General features: G+C 71.9%; 20 protein-coding genes and 1 pseudogene. 17 read left to right on the top strand and 4 right to left on the bottom strand.

Annotation, left to right across the window (positions count from 1 at the left end; genetic code table 11):
• Positions 1-60 precede the first annotated feature (60 nt).
• From AC0699_RS02230 to AC0699_RS02175, 12 genes and pseudogenes are all read left to right on the top strand, one after another.
• On the top strand, positions 61-687 hold the full coding sequence (locus AC0699_RS02230) for an NUDIX domain-containing protein (protein ID WP_469771989.1): 627 nt from the start codon (positions 61-63) through the stop codon (positions 685-687).
• A 367-nt stretch (positions 688-1054) separates the two neighbouring features.
• Positions 1055-3170 (top strand): annotated as a pseudogene (locus AC0699_RS02225) (tetratricopeptide repeat protein); the annotation flags it as partial.
• Between the two features lie 147 nt (positions 3171-3317).
• Positions 3318-4433 (top strand): alanine dehydrogenase, encoded by a 1116-nt coding sequence (ald, locus tag AC0699_RS02220; RefSeq protein ID WP_469772009.1) that lies wholly within the window; start codon positions 3318-3320, stop codon positions 4431-4433.
• Positions 4434-4837: 404 nt separating this feature from the next.
• A complete protein-coding gene (locus AC0699_RS02215; protein WP_469772008.1) occupies positions 4838-5968 on the top strand; it encodes a ParA family protein in 1131 nt (376 codons plus the stop codon).
• Positions 5965-6525, top strand: a complete 561-nt coding sequence (locus tag AC0699_RS02210; RefSeq protein ID WP_478654639.1) for a hypothetical protein — start codon at positions 5965-5967, stop codon at positions 6523-6525. The genes AC0699_RS02215 and AC0699_RS02210 overlap by 4 nt, the downstream gene beginning before the upstream one ends.
• A 44-nt stretch (positions 6526-6569) precedes the next feature.
• Entirely contained in the window at positions 6570-7895 is a 1326-nt protein-coding gene (locus AC0699_RS02205) for a segregation and condensation protein A (protein ID WP_478654535.1), read from the top strand.
• Positions 7892-8500, top strand: coding sequence for an SMC-Scp complex subunit ScpB (scpB, locus tag AC0699_RS02200; RefSeq protein WP_469771986.1), 609 nt, complete (start codon positions 7892-7894; stop codon positions 8498-8500). The genes AC0699_RS02205 and scpB overlap by 4 nt, the downstream gene beginning before the upstream one ends.
• Positions 8500-9582 carry a pseudouridine synthase gene (locus AC0699_RS02195; RefSeq protein WP_478654532.1) on the top strand — a complete coding sequence of 361 codons (1083 nt, stop codon included), beginning with the start codon at positions 8500-8502 and terminating at the stop codon, positions 9580-9582. Before scpB ends, AC0699_RS02195 begins: the two co-directional genes overlap by 1 nt.
• Positions 9583-9858: 276 nt before the next feature.
• Positions 9859-10512 carry a nicotinamide riboside transporter PnuC gene (gene pnuC, locus AC0699_RS02190; RefSeq protein WP_478654529.1) on the top strand — a complete coding sequence of 218 codons (654 nt, stop codon included), beginning with the start codon at positions 9859-9861 and terminating at the stop codon, positions 10510-10512.
• Complete coding sequence (locus tag AC0699_RS02185; RefSeq protein WP_478654527.1) at positions 10509-11588, top strand: AAA family ATPase; 1080 nt, start codon at positions 10509-10511, stop codon at positions 11586-11588. The genes pnuC and AC0699_RS02185 overlap by 4 nt, the downstream gene beginning before the upstream one ends.
• Positions 11585-12364 (top strand): NUDIX hydrolase, encoded by a 780-nt coding sequence (locus AC0699_RS02180; protein WP_478654525.1) that lies wholly within the window; start codon positions 11585-11587, stop codon positions 12362-12364. Before AC0699_RS02185 ends, AC0699_RS02180 begins: the two co-directional genes overlap by 4 nt.
• Positions 12361-13383, top strand: a complete 1023-nt coding sequence (locus AC0699_RS02175; RefSeq protein WP_478654523.1) for an ADP-ribosylglycohydrolase family protein — start codon at positions 12361-12363, stop codon at positions 13381-13383. The genes AC0699_RS02180 and AC0699_RS02175 overlap by 4 nt, the downstream gene beginning before the upstream one ends.
• 147 nt (positions 13384-13530) lie before the next feature.
• Here the strand turns inward: AC0699_RS02175 and AC0699_RS02170 are convergent, their stop codons facing one another.
• From AC0699_RS02170 to AC0699_RS02155, 4 genes are read right to left on the bottom strand one after another with little or no spacing between them, the layout of a single operon-like run.
• Positions 13531-14286 (bottom strand): nucleotidyltransferase domain-containing protein, encoded by a 756-nt coding sequence (locus AC0699_RS02170; protein ID WP_478654521.1) that lies wholly within the window; start codon positions 14284-14286, stop codon positions 13531-13533.
• Positions 14287-14296: 10 nt separating this feature from the next.
• On the bottom strand, positions 14297-14806 hold the full coding sequence (locus tag AC0699_RS02165; protein ID WP_478654519.1) for a Rieske (2Fe-2S) protein: 510 nt from the start codon (positions 14804-14806) through the stop codon (positions 14297-14299).
• The gene (locus AC0699_RS02160) at positions 14803-15420 is read right to left on the bottom strand and encodes a DUF6529 family protein (protein ID WP_478654517.1); all 618 of its coding nucleotides are present in this window, start codon (positions 15418-15420) and stop codon (positions 14803-14805) included. Before AC0699_RS02160 ends, AC0699_RS02165 begins: the two co-directional genes overlap by 4 nt.
• A gap of 18 nt (positions 15421-15438) precedes the next feature.
• Positions 15439-16113 (bottom strand): hypothetical protein, encoded by a 675-nt coding sequence (locus AC0699_RS02155; protein WP_478654515.1) that lies wholly within the window; start codon positions 16111-16113, stop codon positions 15439-15441.
• A gap of 389 nt (positions 16114-16502) precedes the next feature.
• On the opposite strand from AC0699_RS02155, the gene aroH reads away from it, so the two are divergent.
• From aroH to der, 5 genes are all read left to right on the top strand, one after another.
• Complete coding sequence (gene aroH, locus AC0699_RS02150; RefSeq protein WP_469771975.1) at positions 16503-16865, top strand: chorismate mutase; 363 nt, start codon at positions 16503-16505, stop codon at positions 16863-16865.
• Complete coding sequence (locus tag AC0699_RS02145; RefSeq protein WP_478654513.1) at positions 16862-17947, top strand: prephenate dehydrogenase; 1086 nt, start codon at positions 16862-16864, stop codon at positions 17945-17947. The genes aroH and AC0699_RS02145 overlap by 4 nt, the downstream gene beginning before the upstream one ends.
• 286 nt (positions 17948-18233) lie before the next feature.
• Entirely contained in the window at positions 18234-18914 is a 681-nt protein-coding gene (cmk, locus tag AC0699_RS02140) for a (d)CMP kinase (protein WP_478654510.1), read from the top strand.
• 53 nt (positions 18915-18967) lie between these two features.
• Positions 18968-19555: a lysophospholipid acyltransferase family protein gene (locus AC0699_RS02135; RefSeq protein ID WP_478654637.1), complete on the top strand. Its 588-nt coding sequence runs from the start codon at positions 18968-18970 to the stop codon at positions 19553-19555.
• Positions 19556-19632: 77 nt separating this feature from the next.
• Positions 19633-21081 carry a ribosome biogenesis GTPase Der gene (gene der / locus AC0699_RS02130; protein WP_478654507.1) on the top strand — a complete coding sequence of 483 codons (1449 nt, stop codon included), beginning with the start codon at positions 19633-19635 and terminating at the stop codon, positions 21079-21081.
• Positions 21082-21265 lie beyond the last annotated feature (184 nt).

The following is a 21265-nucleotide window of genomic DNA, read 5'->3' as shown; positions in this document are numbered from 1 at the left end:
CGTACCCCGGCTTTCTGTTCGGCACGGTTCGTTTGTTGTTCGTTCGCTGGAGGACGCTTCATGGCCATCAAGGACACCCCCGAGGAATGGCGGGTCACTGCGACGGCGACCCCGTTCCGGGGCAACAAGACAAGCGTCAGGACCGACGACGTGGTCATGCCCGACGGCTCGGTCGCGCGCCGTGACTACCAGGTCCACCCCGGGTCGGTGGCGGTGCTCGCCCTCGACGAGTCCGGCCGCGTCCTCGTGCTCCGCCAGTACCGGCACCCCGTGCGGCAGAAGCTGTGGGAGATCCCGGCCGGCCTGCTCGACGTGCCGGGTGAGAACCCCCTGACCGCGGCTCAGCGCGAGCTGTACGAAGAGGCCCACGTCAAGGCCGTCGACTGGCGGGTTCTCGCCGACGTCTACACCACGCCGGGCGGCTGTGACGAGGCCGTACGGATCTTCCTGGCCCGCGATCTGTCCGAGGCGGAGGGCGAACGCTTCCACGTCTCCGAGGAGGAGGCGGACATGGAGCTGGCCCGGGTGCCGCTGGAGGACCTGGTCCGGGGCGTGCTCGACGGGGAGCTGCACAACAACTGCCTGGTGGTGGGCGTGCTCTCGCTCACCGCGGCGCTCGCCGGCGACGGTGTGGAGGCGCTGCGTCCCGCCGAGGCGGAGTGGCCGGCGCGGCCGTTCGAGGCGTAGCCCTCCGGGGGTGTGCGGGGCGCCTCCGGCGGGGGTGCGGATTGCGTGCGGCGCGGCTCCGGCGGGGTGCGGTGGCGGTGTGCCCGGTGCCGCGGTCGCGGCCGGTGTGTCCGTCCTCAAGCGCCGGACGGGCTTGGTGTGGCTGCTGCCTGCCGGTGGGTGGTGGGGCGTCTCCCGACTGCGGGCTGTGGGGGGCTGCTTTGGCCCGGGTCCGGGCGGTCCGACGATCGGCTGATCCGATCGGGGGATCTGATCGCCACGCGCCGTCGCGGTCTGCCCGGTTCGGCGAGATGCCTGAATTACGCTCGGAGCGCCCGCGGGGAGACCCCCGGTGGGCTCGGCTCGTGGCGGACGGGGAGCGTGGCCCGTGACGGATCAGGCGGTGGACCGAAACGGCCCCGAGGGGGCGGGTGCACCGTCGTCCCCGGACCGCCCGATGCCGGCCGGACCGAGTGGGCCGGTGGCCGCGGACCCCGCCGGGCGTGGCACCGTAAGCGGTGTGGGTGGGCAATTCATCGGGCGGCAGCGGGAATTGAAGGCGCTGCGGTCCGACATCGAGCGGGCCGGTCTTGACACGATCTCCGGGCGCAAAGCGCCGCGGGCCAGGGTGCTGCTCGTCGCCGGGCGGCCCGGCTCCGGGCGGACCGCGCTCGCCCGGGAGCTGGCGCGCCGGCTCGCGGACGCGTACCCGGACGGGGTGCTCCGGGCGAGCCTCACCGAACCGGGCGGCGAGCCCGTGCCCACCGACCGCACCGCACGCCGGCTCCTCGACGCCCTCGGGATCGGCGCACCGCCCGGCGCGGCGGAGGACCTGCTCAGCGAGATGGTCCGCGAAGCGCTCGCCGTGCGCCGCTGTCTGCTGCTTCTCGACGACGCGAACGACGCCGAGCAGGTCGACCCGCTGCTGCCGGACAACCCCGAATGCCTCGTCGTCGCCGTCGCTCAGGGACCGCTCACCGGAATTCCCGACGTACGGCCGTGCACGATCGGCGGGATGGACCCCAAGTCCGCGATCGAGCTGCTGAGCCGGTTCACCGGCTCGGTGCGGATCACCGTCGACCCGCAGGCCGCCGAACTGCTCGTTGAGCAGTGCGGCGGACAGCCCGCCGCGATGGCGCTGGCCGGTGGCTGGCTCGCGGCACGCCCCAAGGCCTCGGTCGCCGACGCCGCCAAGCGGCTGCGGGCGCTGCCCGACGACCCCGAGGAGCCGGCCGGTGCCAGGCCGCTGTCGCGTGCGTTCCGGCTGGTGTACGAATCCCTGCCGGCGCCCGCCGCCCGGGCACTGCGGCTGCTCGCGCTCGCGCCCGCCGGGCTCGCCGACGCGCACACCGCGTCCGCGCTGGCCGGCTGCTCGGTCTCGGCGGCCCAGTCGACGCTGGAGGACTTCGCCGCCCTCGGGCTGTTGCGGACGGGCGCCGAACGTGATCAGTACCAGGTGCCCGGCTGCCTCGCGCCGCTGCTGCACGGGCTGATGGCCGACGAGGACCGGCCGGCCGAGGTGCAGCTCGCCCGGGCGCGGATGCTGGAGCGGACCGTACGGCTGCTGCATTCCTGCCGCGCCATCACCGAACCGGACGGCTCCACGGCCCGCCGGAAGCTCGCCGGGCTGCCGCGCGCCCTGCGTTTCGAGAGCGCGGCCGCCGCCGAGGGCTGGCTGCGGGCCCGGCAGCCGGCCCTGCTGGCGGCGGCGCGGGCCGCGGTGGCGGACGGCGAGCTCGACACCCTGGCCCGCCGGCTGATCGCAGCGCTCGCCCGGGCCCTGGCCGCGCATCGCGGCACCGAGGCCGCCGCGCCCGAGCTGTACGGGCTGCATCAGCTGGTCCTCGACGTCGCCGAGCGCCGCGAGCTCCACCGGGAGCGGGCGGCCGCGCTGCTGAACCTCGCCGACCTGGATGTGCAGACCGGCCGCACAGAAGACGCTTTGGTGCGATACCGGGCGGCGCTGGACGCCGGACGCCTGGCGAATGATCCGTACGCGACCGGCCGCGCAATGGAATCCGTAGGGGGTGCGTACCAGGAGATGGAGGACTGGCAGCGCGCCGCCGACTGGTACGGACGCGCCCTCTCCCAGCGGCTCGCCCGCGGGGAGCGCGCCGACGAGGCACGGCTGTACGGCCGGCTCGGTGCCGTACACACCTATGCGGGCCGCTACGGCGAGGCACTGCGCAGCTGGCGGGCGGCCGCGGCCGGATATCGACGCCTCGGCGATCTGCCCGGCCATGCACGGGCGTTGAGCGAGGCGGCCCGGGTACAGGAGTACGCCGGCCGGCCGCAGGAGTCGTTGCGCACCTGCGAGGAGGCGGTCGCCTGGGCGCGGCAGGCCGGGGACCTGCGGTTGCAGGCCGCGCTCCAGCTCAGACTGGCCGACACGCTGGAGCGGCTCGGTGACCCTGCCGCCGCCCGGCTACACCGTGCCGCGGCCGAGCAACTGCTTGGAACCGATACTTCCGGCCTGCGAAATCCGTAGTGCTTCAGTCAAAGAATTTTGCTTTGCAAGGCTAGACAGCGAGAAGTCCTTCATTAGACTGGCTCTGCCGGGTGTCGCCCCGGTCTCTCCCGTTGCGCCCGGCGTATCCGGGTAACTATGGAAGTGCACCAGAAATCCCCCTGAGTCAAGGACCGTGATCGACGTGAAGGTCGGCATCCCCCGCGAGGTCAAGAACAACGAGTTCCGGGTGGCGATCACCCCCGCCGGAGTGCACGAGCTCGTGCGCAACGGCCACCAGGTCTTCATCGAGGCCAACGCCGGTGTCGGCTCCTCGATCACGGACGAGGAGTTCGTCTCCGCCGGTGCGCAGATCCTGCCCACCGCCGACGAGGTCTGGGCCACTGCCGACCTGCTGCTGAAGGTCAAGGAGCCCATCGCCGAGGAGTACCACCGCCTCCGCAAGGACCAGACCCTCTTCACGTACCTGCACCTCGCCGCCTCCCGCGAGTGCACGGACGCCCTGCTCGAGTCCGGCACCACCGCGATCGCCTACGAGACGGTGGAGCTCCCGAACCGCGCCCTGCCGCTGCTCGCCCCGATGTCCGAGGTCGCGGGCCGGCTGGCCCCGCAGGTCGGCGCGTACCACCTGATGCGCTCGGTCGGCGGCCGTGGCGTGCTGCCGGGCGGTGTCCCGGGCACCCACGCCGGCGAGGCCGTCGTCATCGGCGGTGGCGTCTCCGGCTGGAACGCCACCCAGATCGCCGTCGGCCTGGGCTTCCACGTGACCCTGCTCGACCGCGACATCAACAAGCTGCGCGAGGCCGACAAGATCTTCGGTACCAAGGTCAAGACCGTCGTCTCCAACGCCTACGAGCTGGAGAAGGCCGTCGTCGAGGCCGACCTCGTCATCGGTGCCGTCCTCATCCCGGGCGCCAAGGCCCCGAAGCTGGTCACCAACGAGCTCGTCGCCAAGATGAAGCCCGGAAGTGTCCTTGTCGACATCGCCATCGACCAGGGCGGCTGCTTCGAGGACTCGCACCCGACCACCCACGCCGAGCCGACCTTCCAGGTCCACAACTCGGTCTTCTACTGCGTCGCCAACATGCCGGGCGCGGTGCCCAACACCTCCACCTACGCGCTGACCAACGCCACGCTGCCGTACATCGTGTCGCTGGCCAACAACGGCTGGGTCGAGGCGCTGCGCCGTGACCCCGCGCTGGCCAAGGGCCTCAACACCCATGACGGCCACGTCGTTTACAAGGAGGTCGCCGAGGCGCACGGCCTCGAGTCGGTCGAACTGAGCACGCTGCTCGGCTGACACCGCGACCGACGAGCGACCGGCCTGTCAACAGGGGTCGTCAACATCACGCAACCGGCCGGACCTTGTCGAGCAAGGTCCGGCCGGATGTGTGTCCGGACACTTCGGGCTCTCGCTCAACTCGCCTCGAACGTAACCCTTTAACCGTTTCGCGCACCCGTGAAACCCGACGGCCATACCTTGCCAAGTGGCCTGTGCACCCTTGACAGCGGGGTGTTCGGTTCCCGACACATCGGGCCGGGTCCGGCGGATTGTGTTGCTGCGGACCGGTGACACGCCATAGAGTCGCCAACCGTCGGCATGGTGCCACGCTGACCTATCGATAAATTTTCCTGGTCACGTCCAAGGAGGTAAGACGACTTGTGAATGAGTCGACATTTTCTCCCGGGGGTGGTCATGCAGGGATCCCTGCGCAGGACCAGGGTCCTGCGTCCGGGCTCGAAGCTGTCGGCTCCGTCGCTGTCCGAACCTTCGCGACCCACCAGCACATGACGACGACAGCCCACACGATGAAGATGATGGACGGCCAACACGTGAACGCCATGGCCGGCAACGAGAGTGGCCGAGAGTCCACCCACTTCGCCGACTACGACGAAGTGCCCGAGGGGCACTTCTACGATCCAGACGCCGAATACGAGCCGGACCCGGAGTACGCGGCCACGCTCGCGCCCGACGCGGCCCGCCAGCGCCGCGAGCGGATCGGCCCCACCGGGCGGCCGCTGCCGTACTTCCCGATCCCGGGCCCGCTGACCGACCACGGCCCCGCGAAGATCATCGCGATGTGCAACCAGAAGGGCGGCGTCGGCAAGACGACGTCGACCATCAACCTGGGTGCCGCGCTCGCGGAGTACGGACGCCGGGTCCTGCTCGTCGACTTCGACCCGCAGGGAGCCCTGTCGGTCGGCCTCGGCGTGAACCCGATGGAGCTCGACCTCACCGTCTACAACCTGCTCATGGAGCGGGGCATGTCCGCGGACGAGGTCCTGCTGAAGACCGCCGTGCCCAACATGGACCTGCTGCCGAGCAACATCGACCTCTCGGCGGCGGAAGTGCAGTTGGTGAGCGAGGTCGCGCGCGAGTCCACGCTGCAGCGTGCGCTGAAGCCGCTGATGCAGGACTACGACTACATCGTGATCGACTGTCAGCCGTCGCTCGGTCTGCTGACCGTGAACGCCCTGACGGCCGCCCACAAGGTGATCGTGCCGCTGGAGTGCGAGTTCTTCGCGCTGCGCGGGGTCGCGCTGCTGACCGAGACGATCGAGAAGGTCCAGGAGCGGCTCAACCCCGACCTGGAGCTCGACGGCATCCTCGCCACGATGTACGACTCGCGCACGGTGCACAGCCGTGAGGTCCTGGCCCGCGTGGTCGAGGCCTTCGACGACCACGTCTACCACACGGTCATCGGGCGCACTGTGCGCTTCCCGGAGACCACGGTCGCCGGTGAGCCCATCACGACGTACGCGTCCAACTCCGTCGGTGCCGCCGCCTATCGCCAGCTCGCCAGGGAGGTGCTCGCCCGGTGTCACGCCGAGTGAGTCTGCCGGGGGCCGACGAGCTGTTCCGTACGACCGGCGGCACGGCGCTGCAGTCGTCGTCCCCGAGGCGGGGCGCGGCCGGCGCGAACGGCGAGGCGCGGGTGCCGGCGCCGGCGGGCGAGAGCGACCCGGCGGCGGACGCGCAGCCGGCCGCTTCCGCGCCGGCGTCCCCGGCGTCGGAGGAGCACTCGGCGGCGGAGGCGGAGGCCGCCGAGCCCCGGAGCCGTACGGCCGCGGACGGCGACCCGGCCGGGTCTCCCGCCAATGCCGCCGCGACGGGCCGTCCCGCCGCTGCTGCGGCTCCGGCTCAGCGCCGGCGGAGCCGTACGGCCAACCGTCGGCCCAGCGGCCGTGAGCGGCACGACGAGAAGATCACGGTCTATGTCTCGGCCGAGGAACTGATGGACCTCGAGCACGCACGTCTGGTGCTCCGCGGCGAGCACGGCCTCGCCGTCGACCGCGGGCGCATCGTCCGCGAAGCGGTGGCGGTCGTGCTCGCGGACCTGGAGTCCCGGGGCGACGCGAGCATCCTGGTGCGGCGCCTGCGCGGTCGCTGACGGGGTAGCCTGCGCGCGACGTTCCTTCCGCTCCCTGGACCACGATGCCCCCGACCGACGACGCCTCCACCCCAGCGCCGCGCGCCTCCCGGCGTGCGCTGGGCCGCGGCCCGGGTGCGTCCGGGTCCCCTCCCGGGGGCCGTTCCGTGGGATTCCCCCCGGAGCCCCGTGAGCCGTCGGCTTCGGCCGAGCCGCCGGCGGCCCCCTCGGCCCCCTCGGCCCCCCCGGCCCCCGCCGACCTGCCGGCCGAGGCGGCACACAGTCCGGTGGTCCCCGTGGCGGCGGATCTCGTGGAGCCTGTGGCGGCGGACCTCGTGGTCCCCGTGGCGGCGGACATCGTGGAGCCCGTGCCGGCGGACCTCGTGGAGCCCGGGGGTGAGGCACACGACTCCCACCCGGCGGCCGACGCGGCCCCTGGTGCGGCTGATCCTGTGGTGGAGCCCGCGGGGAGCGAGGGCGAGGAGCCCGGGCCCGTGGTCGCCGCGGAATCCGGGACCGAGCCCCCCGGAACCCACCTCGGCGAGCGCGCACCCGCGGGCGAAGACGACCCCGGACCCGCCGGCGACGGGCGGTTCAAGGTACGGCTGGCGAACTTCGAAGGGCCCTTCGACCTGCTCCTCCAGCTGATCTCCAAGCACAAGCTGGATGTGACCGAGGTCGCGCTCTCCAAGGTCACCGACGAGTTCATGGCGTACATCCGGGCCATGGGACCCGACTGGGATCTCGATCAGACGACCGAGTTCCTCGTCGTCGCGGCGACTCTGCTCGACCTGAAGGCCGCCCGCCTGCTGCCCGCCGCCGAGGTGGAGGACGAGGCCGACCTCGCGTTGCTCGAAGCCCGGGACCTGCTGTTCGCGCGGCTGCTGCAGTACCGCGCGTACAAGCAGATCGCCGAGATCTTCCAGCACCGGCTGGAGGAGGAGGCCCGGCGCTACCCCCGTACCGTGGGGCTCGAGGATCACCACGCCGAGCTCCTCCCCGAGGTCGTCATCAGCATCGGCGCCGAGGGCTTCGCCAAGCTCGCCGTCAAGGCCATGCAGCCCAGGCCGAAGCCCCAGGTGTACGTGGACCACATCCACGCGCCCCTCGTGAGCGTGCGCGAGCAGGCCGAGGTGGTCGTGGGCATGCTGCGCGAACGCGGCAAGGTCAGCTTCCGCGAACTGACCGAGGGCGTCGGTGACACGCTCACCGTCGTCGCCCGCTTCCTCGCCCTGCTGGAGCTCTACCGCGAGAAGGCCGTCACCCTGGACCAGGAGGACGCCCTCGGCGAGCTCATCGTCACCTGGGCCGGTGGCGATGCGACGGCGACCGTCACCGATGAATTCGACCGAGCCCCCGAGCCCCTTGAGAAAGCAGAGGAAAAGGCATGAGCGATCTCAAGCCCGCGCTCGAAGCCGTCCTCATGGTCGTCGACGAGCCGGCCACCGAGGAGCACCTCGCCAAGGTGCTGGAGCGGCCCCGCAGGGAGGTCTCGGACGCGCTGCGCGAGCTCGCCGACGAGTACACCGTCCAGGGGCGCGGCTTCGAGCTCCGGCTGGTCGCCGGCGGCTGGCGCTACTACACCCGCCCCGAGCACGCCGAGGCCGTCGAACGCTTCGTCCTCGACGGCCAGCAGGCCAGGCTCACCCAGGCGGCGCTGGAGACCCTCGCCGTGGTCGCCTACCGCCAGCCGGTCAGCCGGTCCCGGGTCTCCGCCGTGCGCGGCGTGAACTGCGACGGCGTCATGCGCACCCTGCTCCAGCGCGGTCTCGTCGAGGAGGCGGGCGCGGAACCCGAAACAGGTGCGATCCTGTACAGGACGACGAACTACTTTCTGGAGCGGATGGGCCTGCGCGGCCTGGACGAGCTCCCGGAGCTCGCGCCCTTTCTCCCCGAGGCGGAGGCGATCGAGGCCGAGACGCAGGAAGGCGTACCGTCGTTCGATCCGGACGCTCCGGACACAGACGCAGACGACACGACGACGACGGAACTTTGATGCGAAGCAGCGGCAGGAACAGCAGCGGACGCGGTAACTACCGGGGGCCGGATGGGGGCACCGCCCGGCCGAAGGCTGGGGGAGAGCGCGACGACAAGCAGAAGCGCGCGGGCAAGCCGCGTCCCGAGGAGCGCCGCTACGACGTCGGAGGATCGGCGTCCGATGGTCCGAAGAAGGGCCGTGGCGCAGCCGCCCGCGGTGGCGCCAAGGGTGGCCCGAAGCAGTCCCCGCAGCGCGGCGGCGGCCGCACCGCCCCTGCCCGTTCCCGTGAGTACGACGCCCGCGCCGAGGAGCGCAACCGCGAGCGTTACGCGAACAAGCCGCAGATCAAGACGCCCAAGACCTTCCCGGGAGCGGAGCAGGAGGGCGAGCGTCTGCAGAAGGTGCTCGCCCGCGCCGGCATGGGTTCGCGCCGCGCCTGCGAGGAGCTGATCGACGCCGGCCGCGTCGAGGTCAACGGCAAGATCGTCATCGAGCAGGGCGTCCGCGTCGACCCGGAGCACGACGAGATCAAGGTCGACGGCCTGACCGTCGCCACCCAGTCGTACCTGTTCTTCGCGCTGAACAAGCCGGCCGGTGTGGTCTCCACCATGGAGGACCCCGACGGCCGCCAGTGCCTCGGTGACTACGTCACCAACCGCGAGACCCGGCTCTTCCACGTCGGCCGCCTCGACACCGAGACCGAGGGCATCATCCTGCTCACCAACCACGGCGAGCTGGCCCACCGTCTCACCCACCCCAAGTACGGCGTCCAGAAGACCTACCTCGCCGCCATCCAGGGTCCGCTCCCGCGCGAGGTGGGCAGGCGCCTCAAGGAAGGCATCCAGCTGGAGGACGGCTACGCCCGCGCGGACCACTTCCGCGTCGTCGAGCAGACCGGCAAGAACTACCTGGTCGAGGTCACCCTCCACGAGGGCCGCAAGCACATCGTGCGCCGCATGCTCGCCGAGGCGGGCTTCCCGGTCGACAAGCTCGTCCGGACGTCGTTCGGGCCGATCTCGCTCGGCGACCAGAAGTCCGGCTGGCTGCGCCGCCTGACCAACACCGAGGTCGGCATGCTGATGAAGGAAGTCGGTCTCTAGTGCCCCTCCCGGCAAGCTTTGCCCTGTCGCGTCGTCCGGCACGCACCCTCGCTGCGTTGGCCAAAAGCCCTGGTAGCTCCGCTACAAGGACTTCCGGCCGCCTTGCGATGGCACGCACCGGACGACGCTCCTTGACGGGCAAACATTGCCGGTCGCGGCACTAGACACCCCTTCCCAGGAGAGCCCGCGGCCGTCCGACGGCCGCGGGTTTTTTGTGCTTGTGGCCGGCCCCTCCCCGCTTTATAGTCAGAGTGACTCTAAAAGATAGGGGGCGGAGTGAGCCTCGCGGACGTACTCGAACCACTGCAGCGGCCTCTGTTCACGCTGCTCGGCACCCCGGTCAGCTGGACCGAAGTCCTCGGCTTCGGCAGCGGAGCGCTCTGCGTCTGGCTCGTCGCCCGCCAGCACCTCGCCAACTGGCCCATCGGCATCGCCAACAACGTCCTCTTCATCCTGCTGTTCACCCAGGCCGGCCTGTACGCCGACGCGGGGCTGCAGGTCGTCTTCATCACCCTCGCCGGGTACGGCTGGTGGACCTGGACCCACGGGGGTGGACCAGGCTCGGACGCCCTCCCGGTGCGCCGCACCACGCGCACCGAGTGGACGTGGCTGCTCGCGGCGGGGGTGGTGGGGACCCTCGGACTGACGATGCTCCTGGACCGCGCCACCGACTCCACCGTCCCCTTCTGGGACGCGCTGACCACCGCGCTCTCCCTGATGGCGACGTACGGACAGTGCCGCAAGCGGCTGGAGTCGTGGTGGCTCTGGATCGCCGCGGACCTCGTGTACGTACCGCTGTACGCGTACAAGCAGCTCTATCTCACCTCGCTGCTGTACATCGGGTTCATGACCCTCTGCGCGCTCGGACTGCGCAACTGGTCGCGCGACCTGTCCGTACAGGAACGACAGTTGGCGGAGGCGACGGCATGAAGCGGTACCGGCACGGGCTCGTCCTCGGCAAGTTCTACCCGCCGCACGCCGGCCACCACCATCTCGTACGGACCGCACGCGACCGCTGCGAGCGGCTGACCGTCCTCGTCTGCGCCGCGTCCGTGGAGTCCATCCCGCTCGACGAACGCATGGCGTGGATAAGCGAGGTGCACCCGGACGTCCGCGTCGTGGGCGCCATCGACGACATCCCCGTCGATCTGACCGACCCGGCCGTCTGGGACGCGCACATGGCCGTGTTCCGCGCGGCCGTCCCCCGGCGCGTGGACGCCGTCTTCACCTCCGAGGCGTACGGCGACGAGCTCGCCCGGAGGTTCCGCGCCGACTCCGTGTGCGTCGACCCGGGCCGCACGGTCTTCCCGGTCTCCGGTACGGCCGTACGCAAGGACCCCGTCGGCTGCTGGGACTTCCTGGAACCGCCCGTACGCGCGGCCCTCGCCCGCCGCGTCGTCGTCCTCGGCGCCGAGTCGACCGGCACCACCACCCTGGCCACGGCGCTCGCGGGGCACTACCGCGCACGCGGCGGGGTGTGGGCGCGCACCGGCTGCGTCGCCGAGTACGGCAGGGAGTTCAGCGAGCGGAAACTCGCCGGACTGCGCGCCGAACGGCCCGGAGCGACCTGGTCCGACGTCCGCTTCACCGCCGGTGAATTCCCGCTCATCGCCCGGCGGCAGACCGAACGGGAGAACGCCGCGGCCCGCACCGGCTCACCCGTGCTCATCTGCGACACCGACGCCTTCGCGACCACCGTCTGGCACGAGCGGTACATGGGCGGGCCGAACGACGAGGTCGCCGAGATCGCGGCGCGCGGCCGCGGCGACCTGTGGCTGCTCACCGACCACCGGGGGGTGCCGTTCGAGGATGACGGGCTGCGCGACGGTGAGCAGCTGCGGCCCTGGATGACCGCCCGGTTCGCCGACCGGCTCGCCCGCACCGGACGGAAGTTCGTCACGGTGACCGGCCCGCACGAAGAACGGCTGGCCACCGCCGTGGCCGCGGTCGACGCACTGCTCGCCGAAGGGTGGCACCTCGCCGATCCCCTCCCGGAGCGACGATGAGCGCCCCGCGGGTGCCCGAGGGGTACGACCCGTACGCCTTCGAGCCGTTCGCCGTCACCGTCGACCTCGCCGTGTTCACCGTCCGCGAGGGGCAGCTCCACGTCCTCCTCGTCGAACGCGGACAGGAGCCGTACAAGGGCGCCTGGGCGCTGCCCGGCGGGTTCATCCTGCCCCGGGAGTCCGCGGGCCAGGCCGCCCGCCGTGAACTCGCCGAGGAGACCGGCCTGTCGGCGAGCACCGCCGCCGCGCTGCACCTCGAACAGCTGCGCACCTACAGCGATCCCGACCGCGACCCCCGGATGCGGGTCGTGTCCGTCGCGTACACGGCACTCGTACCCGACCTGCCCGAGCCGCACGGCGGCGGTGACGCCGCGCACGCCCAGTGGATGCCCTACGGCAGCCACGGCAGTCCCCCGGCCTCCGGCCGGGGGGAGCCCCATCTCGCTCCGCTCGCCTTCGACCACGACCGCATCCTCGCCGACGCCCACGACCGCATCGGCGCCAAGCTCGAGTACACGTGTCTCGCCACCGCCTTCTGCCCGGCCGAGTTCACCCTCGGCGAGCTGCGGCAGGTGTACGAGACCGTCTGGGGCGTCGAGCTCGACCGCCCCAACTTCCGGCGCAAAGTCCTCACCACACCAGGCTTCGTCGAGGCCGTGGCGGGGGGAGCGCGCCTGACCGGCGGCCGCGGGAAACCGGCCGCGCTCTACCGGGCGGGGCCGGCGAACGCCCTGCACCCTCCACTTCTGCGACCGGAAGGACGGCACACGACATGACCGCGACGAGGACCGTCACCAAGCAGGCCGCCACCGGCACCCTGACCGGACTGGCGCTGGGTGACGCGCTCGGCTTCCCCACCGAGTTCAACGATGTGCCGTCGATCCTCGCCAAGTGCGGGCCATGGCGGGAGATGGCGCTGCCGCAGCCGGCGATCGTCACCGACGACACCCAGATGACCCTGGCCCTCGCGCGCGGCATACGCACCGCGATGGACCGGGGGCTGCTCGCCCCGCTGCGGCTGACCCGGCCGGTGCGGGAGGAGTTCGTGAACTGGTACCACTCCCCGGAGAACAACCGGGCCCCCGGCAACACCTGCCTGGTCGCCTGCCACAAGCTCGACAGCGACATGCCCTGGCAGGAGGCCAGCCAGATGGGCTCCAAGGGCTGCGGCGCCAATATGCGCGTCGCGCCGGTCGGACTCGTACCCGGGCTGAGCGAGGGACAGCGCGCCGGCGCGGCCCAGCTCCAGGCCGCGCTCACCCACGGCCACCCCACGGCGCTGGCCGCGTCCGACCTCACGGCCCGTGCGGTGTTCCTGCTCGCCCAGGGCACGGAGCCACTCGGTCTCGTCGGCCGGCTGCGCTCGTACGCGTACGAGAATCGCTCCCGCTACCACCACGGCTGGCTCGGTGACCTGTGGACGTACGCGCACGACGCGACGCCCGAGGAGTTCATCGAGCGCGGCTGGGACGAGTGCCTGCACGTCCTGGAGCGCCTCACGTCCGCGCTGCGCGAGCCCAACCCGGAGATCGACCCGTGCCTCACGACGGGCGACGGCTGGATCGCGGAGGAGGCACTCGCCACGGCGCTGCAGTGTTTCCTGCTCTTCCCCGAGGAGCCCCTCCTGGCACTCCGGCGCGCCGCCTGCACCCGGGGCGACTCCGACTCGATCGCCTGCCTGACGGGCGCGTTCGCGGGGGCGCACCTGGGCGCGCGCGCCTGGCCCAAGGAGTGGGCGGAGCGGATCGAGTACCGGAGCGAACTGCTGACGCTGGGGGCTCTCTGGGACGCCTGATCCACGGCAGGGATGCCTGATCCACGACACTGTCCCTGCTCCCCGCCGACCTCGCGCCCGTCGTCGAGGAGCAGCCCGGCCCTCCCCCTGCGCCCTGAGGTGGAGGCGCCGCACGACGTCCTGGACGAGGCCCCGGCCGGGGCGTCGCTACCCCGTGCTCCCGCGGCCGCGTACGACGCGCTCCGCGACTTCGTCGTGCGGACCAGGCTGATGCTGCTGCAGCGCCGAGGCACGCCGTACGCGTACGAGGAAGTCCTCGACCCTCGCCCGGTCGGGCCCGGCCGGCAGCGGGGTCGCGGCGGCCGCTTCGTCGCCCTCGGCGCCGAGGCGGTCCAGCCAGGACTCGACCTGCGGCCACGGCACCTCGCCGCGCTTGACCGCGAGCAGCCGGTCGCGGTCCTCGCCGACCTCGATCTCCAGCCGGCCCGTACGGAGCAGATCGCGGCAGCTCGCCAGGAGCCGGAGCAGATGCATCGCGTGCTTCCAGCGCGGCGCGCCGTGCTGCCGTATGTCCGCGTCGAGCTTCCTGCGCTGCCCCACGGCGTACCGGACGAAGGTCACATGCGCCTGCCGCGACAGGAACGCGTCGCGCAGCGCGAGCAGTTCGCGGCCGGTGTCGTCGATGTGCTCGACGAGCGGGGAGTGCAGACACTCCAGGACGTTCGGATTGGCGCGCAGCGCCAGCTCGCAGAAGCGCTCCAGCTCCCAGGAGAACTGCTCGTCGGCGGGGCCCTCGACATGCGTCGGGGGCTTCTCGAAGCGCCAGTACAGCGGCGTCGGCGCGAGGAAGACGCCACGCCGGTCGGTGTCACTCCCGTCCGTCGCGAGACCGAAGGCCCGGGAGCCCATCACACAGGAGTAGATGGTGTGGTCGCGGACGAGCGCCTCGGGAGTCGGAGTCATGCGCGACAGGCTACGTGAGCCGGATCTCCTCCCCGGAGACGGTGATCCGCTTCGCCTCCAGCGGCCGTTTCGCGGGCCCCTGTGCGACCGAGCCGTCCTCGATACGGAACTTGCTGCCGTGGCAGGGGCAGTCGATGGTGCCGTTCTCGACCTTGTTGACCGTGCAGCCCTGGTGGGTGCAGATCGCCGTGAAGGCCTTGAAGTCGCCCTGGGCGGGCTGGGTCACGACGACCTTCTGGGCCGTGAAGACCTTCCCACCGCCCTCCGGCACTTCGGAGGTGGTGCCCAGCGCCTCGCCCGCGGGCGGCTGCGCGCCGGCGCTCTCCTCCTGGGCGGGGGGCGGGGATTGCGTCGGTGAGGCCGGCGCCGGGGCGGACGTCTGACCGCCGCCGCTCTCTTCGCCGTATTTGCTGCAGCCTGTTGCCACCAGTACGGCGGCACCGGTCACCAGAACCGTACGGCGGGTGGTGCCCTCATTACTCCCGCGGTCACTCCCGCGGTCACTCGTGTCGTCACTCATGTCGTCACTCCGAACGTGCTGAAGAACCAGAGCGCCGAGGTCGCCCAGGCCAGCATGAGCGTGGCGAAGACCAGCCCGCCGACGACCGGCAGCAGCCACCCCGGCAGTCGCTCCATGCGCAACAGCAACATCTTGGCGCTGAACACCCCGAAGAAGAAGCAGCCGAGGAACGAGTGCCACATCGCCCGCGAGCTGTACGTCTGATAGCCCAGCGCGTACAGGCAGTGCACGGCGACCGGCACGGCCAGCAGGAACGCCACCCGGCCCGACCAGCGGTGCAGTGCGGGCGTCCAGGACGCGGCCTGTATGCCCGGCAGCCGCCCGTACATCGTGAGCGCGCTGACGACCTGCACGAACCCGAGGGCGAGCGCCGCCGTGGCCAGCCACGCCTTCACCGCACTCGGGCTGCTGAAACCGGCCAGATTGAATGCGGTGCCGGCCGGGTCGTGCAGCTTCCCGTAAGCACCCAGGCCGACCGCGACGACCGCGGCGACCAGGGCCGGGACGAGGAAGCGCGCCGCTCCCGGGCCGGCCCGGCCGGGCGGGGCCCCCGGCGGTGGCGGCGGTGGCGGCGGCGGGTAGTCGCGGCTCTGCGCATTCGGGTCCACGCTCATGACGCACCTCGGGGAGGCTCAGGGTTCGACGGGGCGGGCGGTCAGCTGGGTCCCGTCCACGGTGACGGCACCGGTGGCCGGGTCGATCGGGGGAGCGGCGGCGGGCTTGCCGTCGCGAGTGACGATGCCGACCTGGCGGCCGTCCGGGAGGACGATCCAGCCACCCTTGATCTTGCTGCCGCCGGCCTGGGCGCTGGCCCGGTACAGCCCGGACGGCTTGCCCACCTTGGGGGCGGTGAACTGCCAGTTGCGGTCGCCGATCTCCACCGTTCCGGTGGCCTCGGCCCCGTTCACGGTGCCGTCCAGCTCCGCGCCGGTGTCGCTGGTCAGCCGCATGCTGCCGTTGCTCTCGACATCACCGCGCATCCAGGCCTCCTGGGTGCGGCCGTCGCAGAAGTACGCGACGGCCTTGGTGCCACGGAGCGTGATGGCGACGGACGCGGTGTCGTCGGCCGTACGGCCCGCGTACCTGGCCTGCGTCTGCGCAGTCGGGGCCGGGGACGGCGGCGGGGTCCGCGTCGGGGACGGCGGCGGGGGCGGAGACACGGGCTTGCTGGGGCCGGGGCTCCGGCTTGCGGCCGGACGCTCGTACGACGAGGTCGCGGGCTCCCCGGTCGTCGCGTTGAGCGACAGCATGAACAGGCCGAGCAACAGCCCGGCGGCCAGCGTGAACAGCGGTCCTGAGCGCTTCATGGACGCCTCTCGCAGGGGCGGGCGGGCAGGGGGAACTCCCATGCAACCGGACGTGACGCCACGTGTCCAACGGATGCACAGTCGGTGATAGCCCGAGTGGCGGCAGGGTCGGGTGTGGGCGACATTGGCCGTAATCTGCCCCCGGAGAAGGCCGCCGACGGGATCGCCCGGGCCCTGCCCCAGGCCGGTGACGAGCTGACGCCGAACGGGCGGCTGCCGTCCGGCTCCCGGAGGACATCATCGGGCAGCAGGCGATCCGGCCCGCGGTCCGGCACCGTCCTCCGAGACGAGGGGCGGCCGCCCCTCGTCTCGGAGGACGGTCGCCGCGGAGGTGCCTCCGGGCAGCTGACTAGGCTGACCGGAGCACTCGCGGAGTTAAGGAGCACGACGTGGCGGTACGAGCCGTCCGGGGAGCCGTCCAGCTGGAACGGGACGAGGCCGGGCACATGGACGAGCAGGTCAGTGAGCTGCTCACCGCCATCCTGGAGCGGAACGGGCTCACCGCGGACGATCTGATCAGCGTCTGGTTCACCGCCACGCCGGACCTGCACAGCGACTTCCCTGCCGCGGCGGCACGAGGGCTCGGGATCGTCGACGTACCGCTGATCTGCGCCCAGGAGCTGGACATCACCGGGGCCATGCCGCGCGTCGTGCGGATCCTCGCGCACATCGAGTCCGACCTGCCCAAGTCCGAGATCGCGCACGTGTACCTCGGTGCCGCGGCCGCCCTCCGCAAGGACATCGCCCAGTGAGAACCGCCCTCGTCATCGGAACCGGACTGATCGGTACGTCTGCCGCGCTCGCGCTCGCCGCGCGCGGCGTCACGGTCCACCTCACGGACCACGACCCGGCGCGGGCGAGGACCGCGGCCGCGCTCGGCGCCGGTACGGACGAGGCGCCCGAAGGGCCCGTCGACCTCGCCGTCGTCGCCGTGCCTCCCGCGCTCGTGCCCGCCACCCTCGCCGAGGCGATGCACGCGGGCGCTGCCCGTGGCTACCTCGACGTGGCCAGCGTCAAGGGCGGGCCGCGGCGCGAGCTGGAGGCGCTCGGCGTGGACATGACCGCGTACATCGGTACGCACCCGATGTCCGGCAAGGAGCGCTCGGGGCCGCTGGCGGCGACCGCGGATCTCTTCGAGGGCCGGCCGTGGGTGCTCACGCCGACCCGGGAGACCGACACCGAGGTGCTGAACCTGGCGCTGGAGCTGGTCGCGCTCTGCCGCGCGGTGCCGGTCGTGATGGACGCCGACGCCCACGACCGGGCGGTCGCGCTGGTCTCGCACACACCGCAACTGATCTCGTCGATGGTCGCCGCGCGACTGGCGGACGCGGACGAGACGGCGGTACGGCTGTGCGGGCAGGGCATCCGGGACGTCACCCGCATCGCGGCCTCGGACCCCCGGATGTGGATCGAGATCCTGTCCGCCAATCCGGGCCCGGTCGCCGACGTCCTGGCGGGCGTCGCAGCCGACCTCGACGAGACGGTGCGCTCCCTGCGGGCCCTGCAGTCCTCCGACGAGGACAAGCGCCGCGACGGCGCGGGCGGCGTCGAGGACGTCCTGCGCCGCGGCAACGCCGGCCGTGAACGCGTCCCCGGCAAGCACGGCGCCGCCCCGACGACGTACGAGACCGTCGCCGTCCTCATCAGCGACCGGCCCGGCGAACTCGCCCGCATCTTCGCGGACGCCGGCCGCGCGGGCGTCAACATCGAGGACGTCCGCATCGAGCACGCCACGGGCCAGCAGGCTGGCCTGGTCCAGCTCATGGTGGAGCCGGCCGCGGCCACGGTCCTGAGCGCGTCCCTGCGCGAGCGCGGCTGGGCACTGCGGCAGTAGCACCGGCACTACTGCGGCAGTGGCACGGCAGCACTGGGCACGGCAGCACTGGGCACTGCGGCAGTAGCGCGGCGCCGGCGGCGCACGGGTCGGCGGCACCCGTGCGCGGGGCGTCCCGACCCGGCGCGGGACGGCGTCCGTGGCTCCGGGGAGGGAGCCCGGAGGCCCTTCGGTGCGGGGTCCGGGAACGGGTGCATGGGCAAGGGGCCGCACTCGGTAACCTTGTGCGGGGCACCTTGGCATTCCGGCCTGCCCGCAAACGCGTATGAGGAAGGTCTCCGACACCGTGGAATCCGTGATCGTCGCCATCGACGGCCCCTCCGGCACGGGCAAGTCGAGCACCTCCAAGGCGGTCGCCGCAGAGCTGGGCCTGAGCTACTTGGACACCGGCGCTCAGTACCGGGCGATCACCTGGTGGATGATCAGCAACGGCGTCGACGTCGGCGACCCGGTCGCGATCGCGAGCGCCGCCGGGAAGCCGGTGATCGAGTCCGGCACGGACCCGGTCGCCCCGACGATCACCGTCGACGGTCTGGACGCGTCCGGCCCCATCCGCACCCAGCAGGTCACCTCCAAGGTCAGCGCGGTCAGCGCGGTCCCCGAGGTGCGGGCCCGGATCACCGAGCTGCAGCGGTCCATCGCCGCGGCCGCCGAGAAGGGCATCGTCGTCGAGGGCCGGGACATCGGCACCACCGTCCTCCCCGACGCCGACCTGAAGATCTTCCTGACGGCCTCCCCGGAGGCCCGCGCCGCCCGCCGCAGCGGTGAGCTCAAGGGGAAGGAGGCGACCGACCTCGCCACCACCCGTGACGCGCTGATCAAGCGGGACGCCGCCGACTCCAACCGCAAGACCTCCCCCCTCGCCAAGGCGGACGACGCCGTCGAGGTCGACACCACCGACCTCACCCTCCCGCAGGTCATCGAGTGCGTCGTGACCCTCGTTGAGGAGAAGCGGGCAGCGAAGTGACCCTCCCGTCCGCGCAGGGCGCCGCCGTCGGCCGGGTGATCGGCATCGGCCTCATGCACACGCTGTGGAGGCCGAGGGTCCTCGGCTCCTGGCGGGTCCCTGCCACCGGCCCGGTGATCTTCGCCGTCAACCACGCGCACAACATCGACGGTCCGATGCTCATGGGGACCTCGCCCAGGCCGGTGCACTTCCTGATCAAGCAGGAGGCGTTCGCCGGACCTCTCGACCCGTTCCTGACCGGAATCGGGCAGGTGAAGGTGGACCGTTCGAGCGCCGACCGCACCGCCATCACCAACGCCCTCGGCGTGCTCGAGAACGGCGGCGTCCTCGGCATCTTCCCCGAGGGCACCCGAGGCGAAGGCGACTTCACCTCGATCCGCGGCGGGCTCGCCTACTTCGCCGTCCGCTCCGGTGCGCCGATCGTTCCCGTGGCCGTCCTGGGAAGCAGTGAGCGCGGCGGACGGTTGATACGGGCGCTGCCTCCGCTGCGCAGCCGCGTCGACGTCGTCTTCGGTGACGCCTTCGCGGCGGGCGACGGCACCGGCCGCCGCACCCGCAAGACGCTCGACGAAGCGACCGCACGCATCCAGGAGCGGCTCACCGCCCACCTGGAAAACGCCAAGCGCCTCACCGGGCGCTGAGCGAGACTTCAGTAGTGAGCCCGGGACCTCCTGTCCCGTGCTCACCGATCACCACGAATGAACGAGGAACGGACTTCATGAACGACCAGCACGACCACGGGGCACTCGGCGACACCGAGTACGCGGAGTTCATGGAGCTCGCCGCGGAGGAGGGCTTCGACCTCGAGGACGTCGAGGGCGCGATCGAGGAGGCCGGTCACGGCCCGTTGCCCGTCCTCGCCGTCGTCGGCCGTCCGAATGTCGGCAAGTCGACCCTGGTGAACCGCATCATCGGCCGCCGCGAGGCCGTCGTCGAGGACAAGCCCGGCGTCACCCGCGACCGCGTCACGTACGAGGCGGAGTGGGCCGGCCGCCGCTTCAAGGTCGTCGACACCGGCGGCTGGGAGCAGGACGTCCTCGGCATCGACGCCTCCGTCGCCGCCCAGGCCGAGTTCGCCATCGAGGCCGCCGACGCCGTCGTCTTCGTCGTGGACGCCACCGTCGGCGCCACCGACACCGACGAGGCCGTCGTCAAGCTCCTGCGCCGCGCTGGCAAGCCGGTCGTGCTCGCCGCCAACAAGGTCGACGGCCCGTCCGCCGAGGCCGACGCGGCGATGCTGTGGTCGCTCGGTCTCGGCGAGCCGTTCCCGGTCTCCGCGCTGCACGGCCGCGGCACCGGCGACCTCCTCGACGAGGTCCTCAAGGCGCTCCCCGACGCCCCTGCCCAGACCTTCGGCACCGCCGTCGGCGGCCCGCGCCGTATCGCCCTCATCGGCCGTCCGAACGTCGGCAAGTCGTCCCTGCTCAACAAGGTCGCAGGCGAGGAGCGGGTCGTCGTCAACGAGATGGCCGGCACCACCCGCGACCCGGTCGACGAGCTCATCGAACTCGGCGGTACGACCTGGAAGTTCGTGGACACCGCCGGTATCCGCAAGAAGGTCCACCTCCAGGAGGGCGCCGACTACTACGCCTCGCTGCGCACCGCGGCCGCCGTCGAGAAGGCCGAGGTCGCCGTCGTACTGATCGACACCAGCGAGTCCATCTCCGTCCAGGACCAGCGCATCATCACGATGGCCGTCGAGGCGGGCCGTGCCCTCGTGATCGCGTACAACAAGTGGGACACCCTCGACGAGGAGCGCCGCTACTACCTGGAGCGCGAGATCGAGACCGAGATGCAGCAGGTCTCCTGGGCGCCCCGGGTGAATGTCTCGGCCGCGACCGGACGGCACATGGACAAGCTGGTCCCGGCGATCGAGACGGCACTGGAGGGATGGGAGACCCGCGTCCCGACCGGCCGCCTCAACGCCTTCCTCGGCGAGCTGGTCGCCGCCCACCCGCACCCGATCCGCGGTGGCAAGCAGCCGCGCATCCTGTTCGGTACGCAGGCGGGCACCAAGCCGCCGCGCTTCGTGCTCTTCGCCTCCGGCTTCCTGGAGCACGGCTACCGCCGCTTCGTGGAGCGCCGGCTGCGCGAGGAGTTCGGCTTCGAGGGCACCCCGATCCACATCTCGGTGCGGGTGCGCGAGAAGCGCGGCCGGAAGAAGTAGTCCGCACGGCCGGGGAGTCGGCACGGCCATGCGGAACTCATGACCACTTGGCACACATGACGAAGTGGGCGGGGGGGGTGCCGCCCCGGCCACCTCCTCGTCTCCCCGCCCCCCTCCGGGGGCCGGGGGCAGAACCACGGGGGGGGGGTGGTGTCTGTCACCCCCCTTCCGAACAGGGGCGGGA

It is taken from the genome of Streptomyces sp. NPDC043870 (assembly GCF_056435785.1).
This window is presented reverse-complemented; position numbering and strand designations above follow the sequence as displayed.